The sequence below is a fragment of the Streptomyces sp. NPDC101194 genome, assembly GCF_044767885.1.
Lineage (GTDB): Bacteria > Actinomycetota > Actinomycetes > Streptomycetales > Streptomycetaceae > Streptomyces.
In genome coordinates, this window is record NZ_JBIWOS010000003.1 from 570641 (window position 1) to 585721 (window position 15081).

Sequence of the window (15081 nt, forward strand, 5' to 3'; positions counted from 1 at the left end):
CACCCAACCCTCTCTCTCCTCGATGGACCACGCGGGGCGCCATCGTTCGGAAATGCTTGCTACATTGCGCAACTGTACAACCGTCGAGTCGGGAACGGTCACCCCTTCCCCCTGACCGGAACTGATGGGGCGTGGACGAATGACAGGCAGCCGCCAGGCATCCCGGCACCGTGCGCGCGCAGCGGCCGAGCGCAGTCGACGGCGCAAGCGAAGCCGCACCCGGACCGTCCTCACCGTCGCGGTCTCACTGCTCGTCCTGGTGACGGCCGGCGCGGGCTGGGTCTACATGCGGCTCAACGGGAACATCAACACGTTCAGCTCGGACGGCGTGTCCGGAGACCGCCCGCCCGCCTCCACCAAGGGGTCGAACGTCCTGGTGATCGGCTCGGACGGACGGACGGACGGCAACAGCGATCTGGGCGGTGGGGACAAGGACGACATCGGCCGCTCCGACACCGCGTTCCTGCTGCACACGTACGCGGATCAGAAGCACGCCATAGCCGTCTCCATCCCGCGTGACACCCTGATCGACATCCCGCCCTGCAAACTGCCCGACGGCACCTGGTCCCGGCCGCAGACCAGCGCCATGTTCAACGCGGCGTACTCGGTGGGCGGGACGGCCAAGGGCAACCCCGCCTGCACCCAGAACACGGTCGAGAAGCTGACCGGGTTGCGCGTCGACCACACCGTCGTCGTCGACTTCAAGGGTTTCGCGACGATGACCGAGGCCGTCGGGGGCGTCGAGGTCTGCCTGCCCCAGGACGTCTATCAGCGAGACCTCAACCCCAATCGCTCCACCCGCGGCAAGCGCATCTTCACCAAGGGCCCGCAGAGCGTCTCCGGCCAGCGGGCGCTCGACTACGTGCGCATCCGGCACGGCATCGGCGACGGTTCCGACATAGGCCGCATAAAACGCCAACAGGCCTTTGTCGCCAGTCTGTTGAAGCAGGTGAAGAGCGACGGACTCACGCCCACCAAACTGCTGCCGCTCGCCGACGCGGCCACCAGATCGATGACCGTCGACCCCGGGCTCGGCTCCGCGGACAAACTGGTCTCCTTCGCGATGTCGATGAAGGACATCGATCTGCACAACACCAAGTTCGTGACCGTGCCGTGGAAGTACCAGGGTGCGCGGGTGGCGATCGTCCATCCCGACGCCGACGCGCTGTGGGCGTCGCTCAGGGCCGACCGCACCATCGACGGCCAGGACGCCGGCGGAAAGGGGAACGCGGAGACGACCGCGCCGTCCCCCTCGGCATCGTCGGACGTCGACGAACCGGACTACGGCACCGGTGTCTCCGTGGCCGTCTACAACGGCACCACCGTCACCGGCCTCGCGGCCCGCGCCGCCGGGATGCTCGAAGAGCACGGCTTCACCGTCACGGACACCTCGACGGCCTCGGTCCGCACCCAGGTCAAGACCGTGATCGAGTACGGCCCCGGCCAGAAGGACCAGGCCGCGAAGGTCGCGCGGGCCCTCCCCGGCGCGGAGCTCACCCCGGCCGCCGCGACCGGCATCGCGGTCGTCCTCGGCACGACGTACGCGACCGAGCCGGAAGCCACCGCGTCGGCCCCGCCGTCCGACGTGCCCTCCCAGGTCGCCGAGGACGCCCGCTCCGCCGACGACAACCCTTGCTCCAACCTCTCGTACGGATAGGGCGGCCCGCCGTTTCGAGTGCCCTCGATCGTCACCGCGGCGGACGGTCCGTCGCGGTGGTTGAGCAGCGATGCCGCGCCCGGAGCAGGTCCCCGCTGGTCCCTGCCGGTGAGGTCGGGTGAGATCAGGGGCTGTGATCGCCGTACGAAAGTTCCGGCCCGTTCGGACGTGACGCGGTGCGCCGCGTGATGTGGCCGGACGGCCCGAGAACAATGAGCCTCATGTCTCATATCCCGACGGATGGTGGTGATCCGTCCCCGCTCGGCCGGGAGACGCCTGCGGAGCGGGCCGACCGCAACCTGGTCGAGCTGCTCCAGGAGCTGAGGGTCGTGCAGACCGGTGTACAGATCGTCTTCGCCTTTCTCCTCGGCGTGGCCTTCACCAGCCGATTTCCCCACCTCGACACCTTCGAACGCACCACGTACGTGGCCACGTTGCTGCTCACGGTGGTCTCCGCCGCAGTGCTCGCGACTCCGGTCGCACTGCATCGCGGCCTGTTCCACAGGGGTGCCAAGGTCCGGATCGTCGCCCTGTCCGCGCGGCTCGCCGAAATCGGTCTGGTATTCCTCGCCCTTGCGCTCAACGGCGCTGTTCTCCTGCTCATGGATGTCGTCCTCGGCCGGACCGCCGCTGTCGCGGTCACGGCCGCCACACTCGTCATGTTCACCGGCCTCTGGTTCGTCCTCCCGAGGGCACTGCGCCGCCCCGCGTCCTGACGCGTTCTTCGGGATCCCGCCGACGTAACGTCGGCCGACCGCCCGGAGCGCAGGGTCGAGCCGAGCGCGTGCGCGATCGTCCACGCGGACGAGCGGCTCCGGTTTCCCGCTCCCCGGGCCTCCGGTCTCCCCACGCCTCCGGCTCCCGGGCCTCCGGTGTCCCGAGAGCCTCCGGCTGCTCCCTCGCGCCGCCGGGGCCCTCGGTCTTCCCCGCAGGGTGCGCATCCCCGGCGGGGAAGGGTGGGCTGCGTGGGATGCGGCTGACGTCCTCGCTTCGTAGACTCGAATGCGGGCGTGCTCGCCGTCGGCAACCGGTCGGACGACGGCACACGGACGTCCGAGAGGGTCCACCGCCTCATCACGTCCACCGCCTCATCCGTCACAGCGAGAGACGGGCACCGCAGTACGCGCAGCATCACCGTCGGCGACACCACGACCGCAGCCTTTCGCCGCGTGAGGGCGTCGATGGCGTCGACGCCCCGGGCGCTCATCCGCCCGCCCCCGCCCCAAACGCCCCTGACGTGGAGCCGTTCATGAGCACACCGCGGGACTTGTTGATCGCCGCCATCGACAGAGCGGCCAGCCGCCCCCTGGAGCGAGGCGATCTGTCGCTGGTGCTCGCGGGAGCGGAGGTGATCGACCTCCTGGATGCCGAGGCCGTCAGGCTGGACGGCGATCGGATCGTGCCGGGCCATGCGCCGGCGATGGAGGATCCCCTGTTGGACGAGGCCGTGTCGTCGCTCGTCCGGCAACCGCCCTACGAATCGCTCGACGACTGGCTGTGGCGCCGAGGCCGCGGCCTGTCCACGGCCTATCTCTCCGCCCTTGAGGCGGAGGGACAGCTCACCCCGCAGAACCGCCCCCGCTGGGTGCCTTCCGCGACCAGTCGGATGGTCCTCGCCGACTCGCCCGCCCGTCGCCGGGCGGCGGACCGCTGGAGTTCCGACGAGCCCGTCCTCGCCGCGCTCGGCGCGGCGGCCGGAATCCGCGACAAGCCCACCGGTGACTCCCCGGACGTGCCCGACGAGCCGATCACGACGGTGCTCGCCGCCGTGGACGACGCCCTGCGCGACCTCGAGTTCCAGCGACAACGGCGAGCGATCGACGAGGCGGCCTTCGACAACATCTGGCGCGGCCAATGACGAAGGCGCGAACGGTCCGGACGGCCTCCGGCCCCGTGCGCCGCGCCGCCCGGAGCCACGCCGAGCGGCAGGCCTCCGAGCGGTGCGGCGTGCAATGGCCGGGGGCGCTGCTTCACAGACGCTTGGCGCTGCGCAGCGTAGCGGCGTAGTAGCCGTTCCCATCCAGCCTGGAGGTACCGCCCTTGTCGCCGATGGTCGGGCCGTTGACCTCTTCCCGGCTGGACACGAAGATCTTGTGCCCGTCGGTGTCGTGCCCCATGTACATGCCGACGTGGTCCAGTCGCTGCTTGGTCCGCCGGTCGAGCTTGAAGAAGACCAGGTCTCCCGGCTGCAGCACGTCGATGCTCTTCGGCCGGTCCGCGGGCGTGATGCCCTTGAGTTCGATGACGTCCGCGCCACGCTTGGAACGGGCCATGCCGTTCGCGGTGCGCGGCAGTCCGTCGCCGAGGGCGTCGGTGGCCATCAGCGGATAGCGGGCGCGGTAGCCGAAGACCGTACGGATGAAGCCCGAGCAGTCCATCGAGCGGGCGCGCTCGGCGCGCGGCTGCATCGTGGTGCCGTTGCGGAAGGTGTACGGGATGCCGAGGTAGTCGAAGAAGTCGGACTCCTCCAGCCGGTAGTCGTTGCCCGGACTGCCGTTCGGGTTGATCGGACCGAAGTTGGCGTCCCCCGCGTACGGGACCCCTTCGTCGTCCTTCTTGATCGGCGCCTGGTCGACGTACTGGAAGGCCATCGCGAAGATGTCGTCCTCCTCGCTGCCGAAGAACTCCTTGAACCAGTCCTTGAACCACTTCTCCTTCTCGGAGCCCTTCTTCCACTGGTACGGCATCAGCCGGACCCAGTCCTCGGTGACGACCCGGGACTTGGTGTAGGCGGGTTCGGTGAACGTTCGGCTGGGGCCGGTGAGCGTGGCGGTGCGGGCGCCGTCGGTGAAGCTGGCGAGGACCTCGCCATCGGCACCGCGCAGCAGGGTGCGGGCGGGGTTCTGCAGTCGTTCCCAGCTCTTTTCGCCGTTGAGACCGGCGCCGGAGGAGCGCAGGGAGGGGTTGTCGGTGACGGCCTGCACGGCGGGGGCCTTGGCCTGCTCGTCCTTGCGCAGTTCGACGGTGAGGTAGGCGCTGCCCGCAAGCAGGCTGATCACCGTGACGGCATGCAGCACCGGGCGGGGGCCACGCTTGGTCTTGGCACTCATGGGTCGGTCAGCTCCGGGTGGTGGGTCGAGCGGTGTCGGTCGGTCAGACGGTGGGCAGGGCGCCGAGCAGGATTCCGGCGGTGAGTACGACGTACGCCATCAGCGTCACCGTGCCGGTCGCGAGCAGCGTCGCGCCCTTGGGCTGGCGGACGAGCTGGTAGGCGATGAGGCCCGGGACGATGAAGCCGAGCGTCTGGTTGGTGTACATCAGCGGGAATTCGAGCGACAGCACGATCATCAGCGTCGCCTGGAAGACGACGCCGGTGAGCACGACGGTGGAGAACAGCCGCTTGCCGTAGAGGATCACGACGCGCTGGAGGCCGAGGACGGCGACGTACGTCAGCACGGTGACGCCGACCACCATGGCCGCGCGCTGGAGGTCCTCGACGAGGGTGAGGGCCAGCCAGCCCGGGGTGATCATGCCGCCGGGCGAGAGGTTGGTCGTGAGATAGCAGACCAGGGAGAACATCAACCCCAGGGCGATACCGATCGCGGCGATCTCGGGGGTGAGGACGGAGGGGATCAACGGGGTTCTCCTGGGTTCTGCTGCTGGGCCGGGGCGGGCGGCCGAACCGGCTCGAAGGGGCCGCGAACATGGGGCTTTGCGGGCGGTTGCGCCGGACTCGGTGCCGGAGTCCCGGATGTCGGCCGGGGCTGTTGCGGCTGCTGTCCCGACTGCTCCTGCGGGGGCTGTTGCGTCGGCTGTCCCGACTGCTCCGGTCCGCGCTGTTGCGTCGGCTGTCCCGACTGCTCCGGTCCGGGCTGCCGGGGGCGTACGGCGAGGGGCAGCACGGCCGGCTGACGCTGCTGGTACCGGGCCTCGTAGGCCTCGGGGTACGGCGCGAACGGGTCGAGGCGCGGTGTGTACCGCGGCAGCGCGAGCGTCTCGTCGTGCGGCACATGGCCCGGTTCGAGGGCGGGCGCCTCGCGCCGGGGCTGGGCCGGGATCACGGGAACGGCCGCGGTGGGCGGGCCGTCGTCGCGTACTGCGGCACGTGCCTCGTCGGGCAGGCCGTCCCGCGCTTCCCTCACGCCCGGCGCGTCCGTCGGCGTGTCCGCCGTCTCGTCCGCCGTCTCGTCCGCCGTCTCGTCCGCGGGGAGTTCGGCCAGATGCTCCAGCAGGACCTCGCCCTGCCCGTGAATGTTGCCGATCGCGACGAGCGAGGACTCGGGGCCGAGCCGGTCGAGCAACTGGCGCATGAACTCGTCGGGATCGCGCTTGTCACCGCCCAGGTCGACCGCCGTGTGCCGCCACTCGGCGGGGATGGCGTCGATGGCGCTCTTCGCCGGGTGCCCGATGACGAAGACCTTCTCCGGCTGGAGATCGGGGATGATCTGGCCCATCTGTCCATTGCGCTCGACCCGGTCGGGGCGGCAGTTGATGACGACGTTCAGCGGCCGGCTGATCGCCCCCAGGTCGAGCAGTTGGTTGATGTTCATCAGCGTCGACTCGGGGTCGTTGGCCGCGAAGACGTTCGCGAACCGCAGCCGCTTGTCGTCGTGGGTGCGGTACCGCTCGACCGAGAGGACGCCCGGGTCCGGCGGAGCGTCGTACATGCCCTGGAGCGCGGTCTCCCGGTCCACACCGAGGAGCTCGGCGACGGCCAGCGCGATCGCCACGTTCTCCTTGAAGGTGAACCAGCTGAACCCGCGCAGCTCCGCGTCGCTCACGGTCTCCGGGTCCGCGTAGATCAGCTTGCAGTCCCGGGCGTCCGCCTCCTCCTGGAGGATGTCGAAGCGGTCCTTCTCGGCGGTGACGCAGATGCCGCCCTCCGGCATCGAGCGGCACAGCGAGCGGGCCACGTCGTCCAGGGTCGGGCCCATCTCGGCCAGATGGTCCTCACGTACGTTGCAGAGCACGCCGATCGTCGACCGGATCAGCTTCGACTGGTTGATCTCCTGCAGCGCCGGCATGACGGCCATGCATTCGATGACCAGCGCGTCCGGGTTGTACGCGGCGGCACGTCGCACGATGCCGATCTGCTCCACCACGTTGGCTATGCCGAATTTGCGGTAGACCGGCTCCTCGGTGGCGTCCGGGTGGATGAAGCGGGCCGCGGTGCCGGTCGTCTTGGCGACGGTGACGAGGTCACCGCCGCGCAGCGCACCGGCGCAGAGCCGGGTGATGGAGCTCTTGCCGCGGATGCCGTTGACCAGCACACGGGTCGGTATCCGCTCCAGATTGCTGAAGTGGCGGCGTTGCTCGACGATGCCCGCGATCAACAGGATCGCGCAGCACATCACGAGCACGGTGTAGAGGAAGAGCAAGGCCGATCAGTTCCTTCCGGCGAGGGGGGCGCCGTCGCGTCTGCGCTGCTCCTGGAGCTGCTGCCGGACGAGTTCGAGACTTCGCGTGACCGCGCCGACTTCGTCGTGGTGGTGCGGGAAGAGCACGGTGCGCCGGTCGCCGTCGGCGAGTGCCTCGGCCTTGCCGGCCAGTTCACGCAGCGGCCGTACGACGACGATGTGCAGCCAGCCGAGGCAAGCGGCGGCGGCGGTGACGCCGAGCAGTCCGGCCAGGACGGTGCGGTTCTGCAGGCTGTACTCGGGAATCGCGAGACCCGCGGCGGGCTGCCAGCTGACCACCGTCCAGCCGAGCTTCTTCGCTGCCCCGCCGCCGACGAACGGCGCGGCTCCGGCGACCTGGACTCCGTCACCGTCGCGGTACATGACACCGCTGGCACGGGCGCTGAGTCCGGTCTTCTGGTTGGTGCCGGTCGCCAGTTCGTCGAGCCGCTTCGGAAGGCTCTGGAAGGCGAGGTAGCCGGTGTTGCCGCCCAGGACCCGCCGCTCGTCGTCGACGACCCGGATCTGGCCGAGACCGGGGCGCTTGAGCAGCGAGTTGATGAAGTCGATCCGGAACTCACCGATCACGGCGGCTCCGTCGCGGCCCGGGATCTCCGCGTATCCGGCGATCACCGGCTCCTTGCCCGAATCGTTGAGGACGCTGATCGGCTGCGTGGGGAGCTTGTCGCCACCGCTCGCGTTCGCGGGCAGGCCGTGCGGGGACTCACCGGCCCGGGCGAGGACGGTGCCCTCGGCGGAGCGTACGTACAGCGACCGGTAGCGCACGTGCTCGGTGCGGGTACGCTCCAGGACCTTCTTCATGTCCTCGGGGCTGGTCCGGTTGCCGATCAGCGCGGAGACGGAGACCAGGTCGGCGTGGCCCTCGTTGAGCGCACGGCGCACCCGGTCGGAGAGCGTGTCGGTGCGCTCGCGCTGGTCGCTGATGATCTGTTCCGGTACGGCGACGGTGGAGTCGGCGCGGTTGAAGAGCAGCAGCATCGGCGCCGACCAGGCGAGGAGCAGGACACCGCAGACCACGACGAGGCCGCGGGTGCCGACACGGCGGCGCGACGCGCCGGAGGACGCGTCGGTGGTGCCGGCCGGTTCACCGAGGAGCTGGCGGCGGAGCCGTTCCAGGGCCTGCCCGATCCGCCCGGCCTCGCCGTACCTCGGGACGGTGACGGGGCGGGTCAGATCGCCGCGGGTGAGCCGGCGGCTCTCCAGGAAGAGTTTCAGCAGCGGGCGCTGGACCGTACCGAGCAGCAGGGCGACCGCGAGGGCGCCGATCAGCAGCAGCGCGGCCGCGGCGAGCAGGCCGAAGAGCGGTCCGGCGACCCTGGTGGGGTCCACCGCGACGTCGACCATGGAGACGACGGTCAGGCCGAGCGCGGTCGCGACGGTCCCTTCGCCGGGCTCCGGGCCGGTGAGCGTGGCATATCCGGCGATGGAACGGTCGCCCTCGAAGGTGTCCCCGAGCAGACTGCCGCTGACCCCGAGGAAACCGCCGGAACCGGGCTCCTTCGCCTTGAGCGGATGCTCCGCCGACTTGACGGCGGCAATCTTGGAGAAAGCTTTCAGCTGCTTGTTGGAACGCTTGACGCCTTCGCGCTGAAGATCGGTGAGGACCTGCTCGGGTTCCGGAATGCCGTCGCTGCTGAGGATGCGCCCCTCGCTGTCGATGACGGCGATGGAGCGGAACTGCCCGAGGCTGATGCCCGGGAAGCGCAGACTGCTCGAAGCGATCAGCAACTGCTGCGGCCGGTCCGGCCAGGAGAGCAGGGCGAGCGCGAGCAGCCGGGTCTCGCCGTTCTGCAGTCGCACCATGCGCGGGCTGAGCCCGTCCTTCTCGGCGAGCTTGCTCGTGTCGACGGCGGTGACGGGCACGTTCTCACCGCGCGCGGCAAGCATCCGCCCGGACTTGATCTCCACGACGGCCGTGCCCATCCATTTCTGGTAGACACTGCCGATCTTGTCGAGGACGGCGTCCGGCGAGACCGGATCGCCGGCGCTGAAGAGTCCGGCGGTACGGGTCAGGTCGGTGGCGCTCTCGTCGATCGAGGCGCGCATGGCGACGGCACCGTCCTCGGCGAAGTGCTGCTGCGAGGTCAGCACGGCTTCGGGGACGGGGTCCTGACCGGCTCTCCCCAGACCGAGGGCGGTGATGCCCGCGAGGGAGAGCAGCAGGGCCGAGAGGACCGCGATGGGTGGACGGATGCCACCCAGCAGCGACATGTCGGCCCGGCGTCGGACCTTGTGCCGCCGCTTCGCAGACGAAGCGGCCATGAATGTTGCCTTTCAGGTTCTGGCCCGAGTTGAGGCCCGCGCCGATGCATGCCATGGAGATGAGGCGATCAGTTCCACGACCTGGAAGCTTGGCGGAAAGTTGTACGGAGAGTTGCCGGTGTGACGTACCCGACGTTTGAAGCTCATTTCTTGACTCCGCACCCACTTGGTGATCACTCAGCTGTGCGTCACCTGTCGGAAAACTGTGAGACATCTGTGGGACAGCCAGGAGTCACCCAACGGCCGGCTACTGCTCGGCCGCCGGTCGGCGTGCGGTCGGCGTACGGTCGTCCTGGAGGACGGTGATCAGTCCGGGAGGCCCTCCAACGGCTTCAGACCGTCCTTGGCTGCACCCCGGTTGAGCATCGTGCCCTGGGTGCGCTCGAATGCCATCCGGTATCTCGCCCGCTCCTCGGGCGAGAGGTCCTTGCCGTCTCGCAGGGATTCGGCCAGATTCAGCAGCCGGTGGTCCTTCACCGCACCCCGCTCACCGGCCGCCTTCACGGAATCCGGGTCGCTCTCGTCGACGTCCGGCGGGATGGTGACGAGCGTCGGTACGTAGCGCGCGTCCACGTCCCATGTGCCGCCCCGCTTGTGGAACTCGAACCAGCCGATGACGCCTTCCTCGGTCAGTCCGGACGGCACGTCGTGCCGCGCCAGCTGGTTGCCGAGGCCGTACGCCACCCATGTGCCGTCGACCTTCTCCATCGGCTGCACCACGTGCGCGTGGTGGCCGATCACCAGGTTGATCCCGGTCTCCCTCGCCAGCCTGCGGGCCAGCTTCAGCTGCGGAGCGCTCGGATCCGGGTGATGTTCGCGACCCCAGTGGATGCTGAGGATCACCACTTCGGCACCGGCCTTGCGGGCAGCCTTCTCGGCGGCGGCGATCTTGTCGAAGGAGTTCTGGTTGACGATCCAGGGCTTGTCGGCCGGGATCTCGCGACCGTTGAACCCGAAGGCGTACGACAGTTGCGCGACCTTCACGCCCTTCACATCCATGATCAGCGGCTTGGCCGCCTCCGCACCGCTGCGCGCCGAACCGGTGTGCTTGAGACCTGCCTTGTCGAGGGTGTCGAGCGTGCGCTTCACGCCCTCGGCTCCGTGGTCGAGCGTGTGGTTCGACGCCGTCGAGCAGGTGTCGTAACCGACGTCCTTGATCGCCGCGGTGATCTGCGGCGGCACCAGGAAGTCCGGGTAGCTCTGGAACGGTCCCTCCGGCTTGCCGATGACCGGCTCGAAGTGGCAGATCGCCAGGTCGGCCTTGCTGATCACGGGCTTGACCCCGGCCATGATCGCACCGAAGTCGAGCCCGTCGGACGCGGTACCGCCGCTTCCGGCACCCTTGCCGTCGGCCGACTCGGCGTCCTTGCGGGCCTGCTCGGTCAGCTGTGGGTGGATCAGGATGTCGCCCGCGGCGGCGACGGTGAACGACGGGCCCGACTGCGCGTCGGCGGCGTCACTGTCACTGCCCGGCAGCGAGCAGCCCGCCGCGGTGACAGCGAGGAGCGCCAGCAGGGCGGCGCGGGCCGCGAAGGAGTTGAGAGGGAATGATGACACCCCTGATATTTTCGTTTGGATAGGACACGGGACCCTGCCGTGAAGATAACGATCAAGGCAATACTGCTGAGTACCGTGGTGATACTGGTCACGATCGGTGCGCTGGTGGCGGTTCTCGTCCCGTCCGGCGACCGGCCCCGACACGGTCCGGCCGCTCCCGATGCCCGTGACGGCGACGACCTGGCCCGGCGCATCACCGAATTCACCAGAGGAACGGTCGCGCACAGCGACTACCAGCGACCCCTGCCCGCCCAGCGCCGTACCGTCGCCGAAGCCGTCGGGCTCTTCCTGGACGGCCACCGGGCCGAAGCCGGGCGCCGCCTGGCCGAGGTCGACTTCGGCATCCGTACCTTCACCGACACCGGGACCGGTCGGCGCTTCGCCGAGATCGCCGACCGTGCCGCGGAGGTCAGGCGGGGCTGGGGCCGGGTCTACGTCGACCTCGGCGCCCCGGCCCGCTGGTCGGTCCAGGTCCCGCATCCGGTCGCCGACACACGCAGCGAGCAGCTGGGCATCGAGGTGCTGCGCGCCAGGACCGGTGGGGTCATGGTGCTGGCCGGCGCCCACCGCAACGCCGGAAAGGGGGACCGCGCCGATGTCGCGCACCGCAGCGACTCGGTGTTCGACGTGGTCTGCGACGAACTGGTCCGGCGACGGCTGCCGGGCGTGCAGGTGCACGGCTTCGCCGACTCCACCGAACCGGACTACGACGTGATCGCGTCCACCGGCAAGGGCGAGGCGGGCCGTGTGGCGGCCCGCCGCACGGCGACCGCCCTGCGACGGGAGGGCTTCGCCGTCTGCCGTGCCTGGGTACGACGCTGCGCGCTGGAGGGCCGCAGCAACGAACAGGGGCGACGCGCGGCGACGGACGGTGTCCCGTTCCTCCACATGGAGTTCAGCCGGAGCGTGCGCGACGACGAGGAGCGGATGCGGCAGGCGGCCGGAGCGCTGGCGACCACGCTGCCCTGAGGCGAGACACGCAGGGCATGTCGCACGGCGGACGTCCGGGGGGATCGCACCCCAGCGCCGCGCCGATGCGCACCCCGACCCGGTCGAAGTCACCGCCGTCAGGAAGCGGCCCGCGCTCGGGGCGCGTCCCGGAAGGCACCCGGCGGCTTCGCGTCGCAGTTCGTCGGGGCGCCGCCGCCAGAGGACCGGCCCGGGGCGTCCCCGTCGCGCCCGCGCGCCGACGCGGCCACCCGCCATGTCGACCACGGGCCCGCCCCCACGGCAGCCGACCTGCCGGGAACTTCACGCTTCGCGCAACCGGAACAAGCCCCTGTGAACCATTCCACCCCGGTTCGACGAACCACCCCGGTTCGACGAAACAGCCCGGGTTGACGAAACAGCCCGGGTTGACGAAACACACAGGGGCACCCCCGGCAGCACTCGGCAAACCGGAGGTGCCGGCCGTCCTGCGGGGACGGATCAAGCGGTGAGGTTGCGCAGCCGGTCCAGGACGGCCCGTCGCTCCTCGGTGTCGTCGCTCCAGCCCTGTGCCCAGTCGAGCGCCGAGCCGCCCCCCGACTCCCGAAGGTGCGGGTCGGCTCCATGACGGAGCAGCAGCTCGACGAGGGGCGGGTTCGCTGTGGTGGCGGCTGCGGCAAGTGGTAGCCCGCTGCGCCATCCGCGGGATTCGGCATTGGGCGAGGCCCCGGCCGCCAGGAGCAGCTCGGCGCAACGGTTTTCGCCTTGGACGGCGGCGAGGTAGAGCGGTGTGGCTCCGTCAGGGTCGCGGGCGTCGGGATCGGCCCCTTGGGCGAGGAGTCTTCTCAGAAGTCCGACGTGTCCGTCACCGGCAGCCGCGGCAAGCCGCTTCGGCAGCTTCTTACGCTTTCTGTTGTTCACGTGTTTCCACGGGCGCGGGGCCTACCGCCTGGAGCTGCGGAAGGTGCAGTGGTGCGCCCGGTACCCCTTTCCGTACTTCTTGCTGATCTGGGCTTGTACATCTCGCTGAGCGGCCTTTTCGGCCTCCGACTTGCTCTTTCCCTTTCCGGTGCCCTTGAGCTGCTGCTTTCCGTGGTCGCCGCTTCCGATCTTCTCGACACCACAGACGGCGGTGGAGTACCACGCCTTGGGCTTGGCCATGGCATCGGAGGCTTCGGCGGTTCCGGTGAGTGCGAGCAGGGCGCATGCCGCTGCTGCGGTCCAGCAGGCGATGGACTTCTTCACGGTGGCTCGCTTTCGGTTGGTGGGGGGCATGGCGGCGCCGAGCCGACACGATCGCATGCGCCGAGGACGGGCTTGCGTGGCCGTTCAAGGCCGGAGTTGACGTGCGGAACGGTTCTTCTCCCGTTGTCACGGGGATGTGCGGCTTTTACGAGGCCCGGCGGATTCACACGTTCGCGTGAGGTGGACCGAGGGGCGTTCGCATTTCCTCGGGCTGGAAGGCCCGCGGCAGAGACTGCGGCTGTCTTGAACGAACCGTGATCGCCACTGGAAGTGTCGCCTGCTACAGAGGCGTTGCTCAGCGCCCTTCACGCGACGACATCCTGCGCGGCCTGACAAAGGACATCCTCGAAATCCGGGTTGTCCTTCAACCGCCGTGCCAGCACGTGTACGGATTCGGAAGGGTGGCGGACGTCCATCCCCTTCCGCAGCAGCACTGCCCCAACTCCCTGTGCCACAGCGGGATGGATGTCTCCCCTCGTCGCCACGGTGGGGCCGGACCAGCTCACCAGGCCGTCGGCACCGTCACCCCAGCCCTGAGCGAGGCGGCAAACCAAGTGGGATCGACCTGCCGACGAGGAGCCTTGTGGCGTGGCCCCGACCTAAGGGCTGTCGTCAGGCTCCGTGACCGACACAAGTTCGGCCCCTCACGAATGCCGCGCCGCACCGTCGGAGAAGGAAACGGGAAACAGCATCGATTGCCTTGTCCGCCCAAGAGGGGTTGCCGCACTCTTCTGTGCAGCAACCAGGCCTGGTCGGACGGGCTTTGGAGGTTTCCGTGCCACAGCCGTCCACCGAGTTCGGCGAAGAGCTGAGAAAGCGGCGCTTGGAGGCCGGACTGAGCCTCACGGCTCTGTCCGGCGCAGTGCATTACAGCAAGGCGCAGTTGAGCAAGGTCGAGCGAGGCATCAAGGCACCCAGCCGTGACCTCGTCCGACTGTGCGACACCGCCCTTGGTGCCGATGGGGCGCTGATCGCTCTGTCCCCTCAGGCCGCTCCTGACGCACCTTCCGAACCAGCACCGGGCCACGTCTACGAGGAGGACTGGATCATGCAGTTGTCGCCGGACGGTCCCAACCGGTTCCAGCCCGTGGGCCGGCGAAAGGTGATGGGTGCCGGCGTCGCATCGCTGATGACATGGCGTTCGGAAGGAACCGGTCCGGCCTCCCCTGCCTCGGGTGCCGGCATGCTGGAAGCCTCTCGCTCGCTGTTCACGCACTACCGAAGACTTGGCCAGACCGTGGAGCCCGGCCTGCTCCTGCCCGCCCTGATCGCGCAGACGCACACGCTGCGAGAACTGTCCACGCAGACCGACACCGGTACCCGTCGACAGTTACTGGCGCTCGGCTCCCGGTACGCCGAATATGTCGGCTGGCTGGTGCAGGAAACCGGTGACGAACGCGCGGCACTGTGGTGGACGCAGCGCGCGGTCGACCTGGCAGCGGCCGGCGGTGACCAGGCCCTGGCCGGTTATGCACTGGTCCGCAGGGCTCTGGTCACGATGTACCGGGACGACGCCGAGCAGACGATCGCCCTGGCCCGTCGCGCACAGAACGGCACGCTGCCGGCACGGATCCGCGGGCTGGCCGCACAACGCGAAGCGCAGGGGCACGCACTCGCAGGTGATCTCCCTGCCTGTCTCCGCGCCTTGGAGCGCGCTCGTACGCTCCTCGCCCGCCAGGACGACGGCTCCGGCGAGCCGGTGATCGGCACCATGCACCTTCCCGACCCGGTCGGCATGGCCACCGGCTGGTGCCTGGTCGATCTCGGTCGGCCACGAGAAGCGGCTGCGGAACTCGATCGGCAGCTCGCCGGGGTCAGCCAGGACGCGGTGCGTACGCAGGTCCGGTACGGCGTACGCCGTGCGCTCGCCCATGCGTCCGCCGGCGAGATCGACCACGCGTGTGCGCTGACGGCACCACTGCTCGACAGCGTGGCGGCAGTGCGCTCAGCGACCGTCACGACCGACCTACGGCGGCTGGCCCGGGTCCTGGCCCGCCATGCGGATCACCCGTCCGTACGTCAGCTCTGGCCGCGGCTCGGCACGTTGTCGCGCCCATCCACTTCCTGAGGGAGACA

At 69.5% G+C, this 15081-nt stretch carries 13 protein-coding genes; 5 read left to right on the plus strand and 8 right to left on the minus strand.

Features of this window, described 5'->3' with window-relative positions:
* The first annotated feature begins 139 nt into the window (after positions 1–139).
* From ACIRP2_RS15600 to ACIRP2_RS15610, 3 genes are all read left to right on the plus strand, one after another.
* Positions 140–1657 carry an LCP family protein gene (locus tag ACIRP2_RS15600; protein WP_404250437.1) on the plus strand — a complete coding sequence of 506 codons (1518 nt, stop codon included), beginning with the start codon at positions 140–142 and terminating at the stop codon, positions 1655–1657.
* A gap of 221 nt (positions 1658–1878) precedes the next feature.
* A complete protein-coding gene (locus ACIRP2_RS15605; RefSeq protein ID WP_404250439.1) occupies positions 1879–2373 on the plus strand; it encodes a DUF6328 family protein in 495 nt (164 codons plus the stop codon).
* Between the two features lie 533 nt (positions 2374–2906).
* Positions 2907–3515, plus strand: a complete 609-nt coding sequence (locus ACIRP2_RS15610) for a GPP34 family phosphoprotein (RefSeq protein WP_404250441.1) — start codon at positions 2907–2909, stop codon at positions 3513–3515.
* A gap of 112 nt (positions 3516–3627) precedes the next feature.
* Here ACIRP2_RS15610 and ACIRP2_RS15615 read toward each other — a convergent pair whose 3' ends face one another.
* The 5 genes from ACIRP2_RS15615 to ACIRP2_RS15635 all read right to left on the minus strand — a co-directional run bounded on the left by ACIRP2_RS15615 (position 3628) and on the right by ACIRP2_RS15635 (position 10833).
* Positions 3628–4707, minus strand: a complete 1080-nt coding sequence (locus ACIRP2_RS15615) for a C40 family peptidase (protein ID WP_404250443.1) — start codon at positions 4705–4707, stop codon at positions 3628–3630.
* Positions 4708–4750: 43 nt separating this feature from the next.
* On the minus strand, positions 4751–5233 hold the full coding sequence (locus ACIRP2_RS15620) for a poly-gamma-glutamate biosynthesis protein PgsC/CapC (protein WP_093897272.1): 483 nt from the start codon (positions 5231–5233) through the stop codon (positions 4751–4753).
* A complete protein-coding gene (gene pgsB / locus ACIRP2_RS15625; RefSeq protein WP_404250446.1) occupies positions 5230–6975 on the minus strand; it encodes a poly-gamma-glutamate synthase PgsB in 1746 nt (581 codons plus the stop codon). The genes ACIRP2_RS15620 and pgsB overlap by 4 nt, the downstream gene beginning before the upstream one ends.
* Before the next feature lie 6 nt (positions 6976–6981).
* A complete protein-coding gene (locus ACIRP2_RS15630) occupies positions 6982–9276 on the minus strand; it encodes a HAMP domain-containing protein (protein WP_404250447.1) in 2295 nt (764 codons plus the stop codon).
* Positions 9277–9582: 306 nt separating this feature from the next.
* The gene (locus ACIRP2_RS15635; protein WP_404250449.1) at positions 9583–10833 is read right to left on the minus strand and encodes a CapA family protein; all 1251 of its coding nucleotides are present in this window, start codon (positions 10831–10833) and stop codon (positions 9583–9585) included.
* Positions 10834–10872: 39 nt separating this feature from the next.
* On the opposite strand from ACIRP2_RS15635, the gene ACIRP2_RS15640 reads away from it, so the two are divergent.
* Entirely contained in the window at positions 10873–11802 is a 930-nt protein-coding gene (locus tag ACIRP2_RS15640) for a hypothetical protein (RefSeq protein ID WP_404250451.1), read from the plus strand.
* 459 nt (positions 11803–12261) lie between these two features.
* On the opposite strand, the gene ACIRP2_RS15645 is transcribed toward ACIRP2_RS15640, so the two are convergent.
* The 3 genes from ACIRP2_RS15645 to ACIRP2_RS15655 all read right to left on the minus strand — a co-directional run bounded on the left by ACIRP2_RS15645 (position 12262) and on the right by ACIRP2_RS15655 (position 13439).
* Complete coding sequence (locus ACIRP2_RS15645) at positions 12262–12681, minus strand: ankyrin repeat domain-containing protein (protein ID WP_404250453.1); 420 nt, start codon at positions 12679–12681, stop codon at positions 12262–12264.
* A gap of 21 nt (positions 12682–12702) precedes the next feature.
* Positions 12703–13005 carry a hypothetical protein gene (locus ACIRP2_RS15650; RefSeq protein ID WP_404250455.1) on the minus strand — a complete coding sequence of 101 codons (303 nt, stop codon included), beginning with the start codon at positions 13003–13005 and terminating at the stop codon, positions 12703–12705.
* Between the two features lie 305 nt (positions 13006–13310).
* The gene (locus ACIRP2_RS15655; RefSeq protein WP_404250457.1) at positions 13311–13439 is read right to left on the minus strand and encodes a hypothetical protein; all 129 of its coding nucleotides are present in this window, start codon (positions 13437–13439) and stop codon (positions 13311–13313) included.
* Positions 13440–13780: 341 nt separating this feature from the next.
* On the opposite strand from ACIRP2_RS15655, the gene ACIRP2_RS15660 reads away from it, so the two are divergent.
* Complete coding sequence (locus ACIRP2_RS15660; protein WP_404250459.1) at positions 13781–15073, plus strand: helix-turn-helix domain-containing protein; 1293 nt, start codon at positions 13781–13783, stop codon at positions 15071–15073.
* Positions 15074–15081 lie beyond the last annotated feature (8 nt).

Excerpts from the sequence above, each read along its gene's own strand:
- ACIRP2_RS15615 (WP_404250443.1), bottom strand. The coding sequence starts at position 4,707 with ATGAGTGCCAAGACCAAGCGTGGCCCCCGCCCGGTGCTGCATGCCGTC.
- ACIRP2_RS15605 (WP_404250439.1), top strand. The coding sequence starts at position 1,879 with ATGTCTCATATCCCGACGGATGGTGGTGATCCGTCCCCGCTCGGCCGG.
- ACIRP2_RS15600 (WP_404250437.1), top strand. The coding sequence starts at position 140 with ATGACAGGCAGCCGCCAGGCATCCCGGCACCGTGCGCGCGCAGCGGCC.
- ACIRP2_RS15630 (WP_404250447.1), bottom strand. The coding sequence starts at position 9,276 with ATGGCCGCTTCGTCTGCGAAGCGGCGGCACAAGGTCCGACGCCGGGCC.
- ACIRP2_RS15610 (WP_404250441.1), top strand. The coding sequence starts at position 2,907 with ATGAGCACACCGCGGGACTTGTTGATCGCCGCCATCGACAGAGCGGCC.